This window comes from Actinophytocola sp. (assembly GCF_035712165.1).
Taxonomy (GTDB): domain Bacteria; phylum Actinomycetota; class Actinomycetes; order Mycobacteriales; family Pseudonocardiaceae; genus DASYTH01.
Map to the genome: position 1 here is coordinate 1 of NZ_DASTBH010000276.1, position 3,436 is coordinate 3,436.

General features: G+C 70.3%; 3 protein-coding genes and 1 pseudogene. 2 read left to right on the plus strand and 2 right to left on the minus strand.

Translation table 11 applies throughout. From position 1 onward, the window contains the following. Nucleotides 1–669 (plus strand): annotated as a pseudogene (locus VFO68_RS15660) (helicase); the annotation flags it as partial. Between the two features lie 7 nt (nt 670–676). Here the strand turns inward: VFO68_RS15660 and VFO68_RS15665 are convergent. Then, nucleotides 677–1,618 (minus strand): phosphotransferase family protein, encoded by a 942-nt coding sequence (locus tag VFO68_RS15665; RefSeq protein WP_325159019.1) that lies wholly within the window; start codon nt 1,616–1,618, stop codon nt 677–679. Between the two features lie 111 nt (nt 1,619–1,729). Further along, a complete protein-coding gene (locus VFO68_RS15670) occupies nt 1,730–3,001 on the minus strand; it encodes a helix-turn-helix transcriptional regulator (protein WP_325159020.1) in 1,272 nt (423 codons plus the stop codon). A 115-nt stretch (nt 3,002–3,116) separates the two neighbouring features. Between VFO68_RS15670 and VFO68_RS15675 the strand changes: the two genes are divergently transcribed. After that, on the plus strand, nt 3,117–3,436 hold a 320-nt coding region (locus tag VFO68_RS15675), incomplete at its 3' end, for a hypothetical protein (protein ID WP_325159021.1).

A 3,436-nucleotide genomic window follows, 5' to 3' on the forward strand; every position in this document is an offset into this window, starting at 1 on the left:
GAGCTCGTCGAACGCGCCGCCGCGGACCGGGACTGGACCTACCGGCACATCGTGGTCGACGAGGCCCAGGAACTGTCCGAAATGGACTGGCGGGTGCTGATGCGGCGCTGCCCGGGCCGCTCCTTCACGGTGGTCGGCGACCTCGCCCAGCGCCGGTCGGTGGCCGGTGCGGTCTCGTGGGCGCACATGCTGGACCCGTACGTGCCCGGCCGCTGGGTCTACCGGTCGCTGACGGTGAACTACCGCACCCCGGCGGAGATCATGGCCGTCGCCGCCGCGCTGCTCGCCGACTTCGCCCCCGGGGTCGCGCCACCCGAGTCGGTCCGCGCGACCGGTGTCCAACCGTGGTCCCGACAGGTCAGCGCGGACGAACTGCCTGGTGCCATCGAGGAGTTCGTCCGCGACGAAGCCGGCCGCGAGGGAACCAGTGTCGTGATCGGCCCGCCGGGCGTGCCCGGCGCCGTGCCCGCGTCCGACACGAAGGGCCTGGAGTTCGACGCCGTCCTCGTCGTGGAGCCGGAACGGATCCTCGCCGAAGGTCCCCGCGGCGCCGCCGAACTCTACGTCGCCCTCACCCGCGCCACCCAGCGTCTCGGCGTCCTGCACCGCGCCCCGCTGCCCCCGGCCCTGACCGGCCTCGCGCCCGTGCCGGCCGTGATCACCGGTTAGGCGGGTTTCAGGCTGTCCCGAGCGCGGCGAACCTGGCGGACAGGTCGTCGACCCACTGCGCCGGGGTTCGGTTGTCCGGCAACGGAACCCCGGCCTCGGCCCGCCACAGCGCGTCGCCGAGGACGGTGCGTAGGTGCCAGGCCATGATCCGGTCCACGTCAAGGGTGGTGCCGGTCAGCTTCTCGTAGTGGGTCACGGTTTCGGTGAACAGTCCGATGCCGCAGTCGGCCGGAAGGCAGCGCAGGTCGAACTCGGGTTCGCCGGCGCCGGCCGTCTCCAGGTCGACGACCAGCCGCAGCCGCAGGGTTTCCCGGTCCCACAGGTGATTGTCGCCGTGGAAGTCGCCGTGTACCAGGACGGTCCGGCCCGGGGCGGCGAGCGCCGTGTCGGCCCGGTCGCACCAGGACAGCACGAGTTCCCTCTGGTCGGGCCGGATCAGCGTGCCGAACCGGGCGCGCAGCGTGTCCGTGGTGGCGTGCGCCGTCGGCTCGGGCAGTGGACCGACCGCCTCGGAGATCTCTCGCAGCACGCCGGGATCGTGCAGTTCGGCAAGAACCGTGGCGAGATCCCGGGCGACCCGGTCCCGCTCGGCCGGCCCGATCAGGTGCCGCACCCGAAAGAACGGCGTCGCCGGCACGCGCCGCATGATCAGCATCGCCGGGTCCCGGGCGACCGTCACCACCTCGGGCAGCGGCAGCCGCGGCGCCGCCGTCCGCAGCGCGGCCAGGATCCGTGCCTGGTACCAGATCCGCAGCGCGGGCGGTCGGGCCCAGGCGAACTTCACCACGAACCGCCCGTCGACCACCGCGCTCGCCGCACACCACTGCGGATCATCGCTCGGCTCCAGCCCGCGCGGCTCGATCGAGCCCTCGGCCAACTCCGGCGCCACCCTGCGCAGCCCCTCCCGCACCGCGCCCACCGTCGGTCCGTCGAGCCAACTCAACTCCACAGCGTCAGCATGACCGGTCGAGCCCGGCCGTCGAGGCGATCTCGTCGAGGACCTCGGGCCAGATCTCCCTCGGCAGGTCGTGCCCGACGCCCGGGTAGAGCACCGTTGGCCTCAGGTGGTTGTCTGCTGGCGGCGCATTTCTTCGTAGGATTCTCGGAGATCTCGCGCTTCGGGTAGTTGCTTGGCTTCGAGGGTGGTGACCACTTCGGCTGCGCGCCACCAGTTTGACGGGACCAGTCGTCCGGAGCGGACGGCTTCGCGGGCGGCGTGGCAGGCCTCGTCGAGACGGTTGGTCACCAGCAGGGTCAGGGCCAGATCGAGGTTGGCGGCGGCGATGCGGCGCGGCCACTTGTCGTTGCCGGGGCGGAGCCGGGCGATGATCTCGCGGGCGTAACTCTCCGCCGCCGGGTCGCCGACCCAGGCGAGTGTGGTCGCGACATATGCGACCGACTTGTCGGGGTCGTAGCGATAGTGGTGTTCGGGGCGGTCTGGCCGTGGCAGGGGCGTGACGAGCTTGTTGACCCGGGAGATGGTGGCGTAGGTGTTGCGGGGTTGGTGTAGTCGCGCCCAGGCCCGGCCCTCCTGCGCGGCGGCCTGGATGGCCGCGGAGCTACCGGCCGGCGCCAGCTTCTGAGCGGCGTGGGACAGAGTAACGGCGCGGGGATAGTCGGGCTGGGTCAGGACCCGCCAGGCTTCGGTCTCGAAGCACCAGGCGCGAATCTCATCGTGCCCGGCATGCTGGGCGAGGCTGGCCGCGGTGCGCAGCCGGGCGGTGGCGGCGGCCGGTTGGTTGAGGTCGATGTGGACCGTGGCGGCCAGCAGCGACAGCCAACCGCCCGTGACCACGAGACGGGTCCGTTGCCGAAGCGTCATGCGGCAGTCGATGAGCCGGCCGACATAGGACAGGTGCTGCCGCAGGCGCACCAGCAACTCGGCAGGTGGGGTCACCGGGTAGGCCATCGACAGATCGTCGAAAGCCAGTTCGAGGTGCGTCAGGGTCTCATCGCTCACGTCACTGGCGGCAACCCGGCGCACCAGGTCGATGGCCGCCACGTCATCGGAGGTCGCCAGCGGATCGGCACGGAGCAGGTCGGCGCTGGGGTGGGCCGCCGCCGCATGGTCGTCTCTCGCTGCCTCCAATTCGCGGTAGGCGGTCAGGAGTTGACCGCCCGCCTGGGTCAGGCGGTCGACTGCCTGCCAGAAGCTGAGGTCGGCGCGAGCCCGGCCGTGCTCGATATGCGACACGGTGGTGCGGTCGAGATGCACCGCTGCGGCGAGCTGGCCCTGCGTCATATCCGCGGCTTTACGGAAGTCCGCCAGCCGTGTCCCAAGGACGCGCCGCAACGCGGTAACAGCCGGCTGTTCCCGGCCTGTCCGATGCACACTTCATAGTGTGTCAGTCGTACCGAGCGCCATGACGTAACCGCAGGTGGCAACCGGTGTGGTGGCGTGCCCACCTGGTTGCACACCTGCCCGACGGTCGAGTTCGCTCGGATGTATGACGCGATCAGGCCCGGAGTTGACCGAACGAGAACGGCTGCTGGCGGTTGCCATCACCCAGAGCCACCGCATCCCCATCGGCGGCCAGGCCATGCTGGAGATGGATCTGGAGCGGGCCATTGGCGAGGTCGACAAGCTGTTCAGCCTCCACAAGTTTCCGTTGAAGGACGAGCTTCTGCGTGCCCTCGAACGCTGGAAACAACATGCCGAGGATGGCCGCCAATTCTCCGAAGAATGTGACCGGATAATGATTCAGGTGATCCGGTCGGTCGATGAGTCCACATCCTCATGGGGGCGATCGGGACGGCAGTCCGCCGC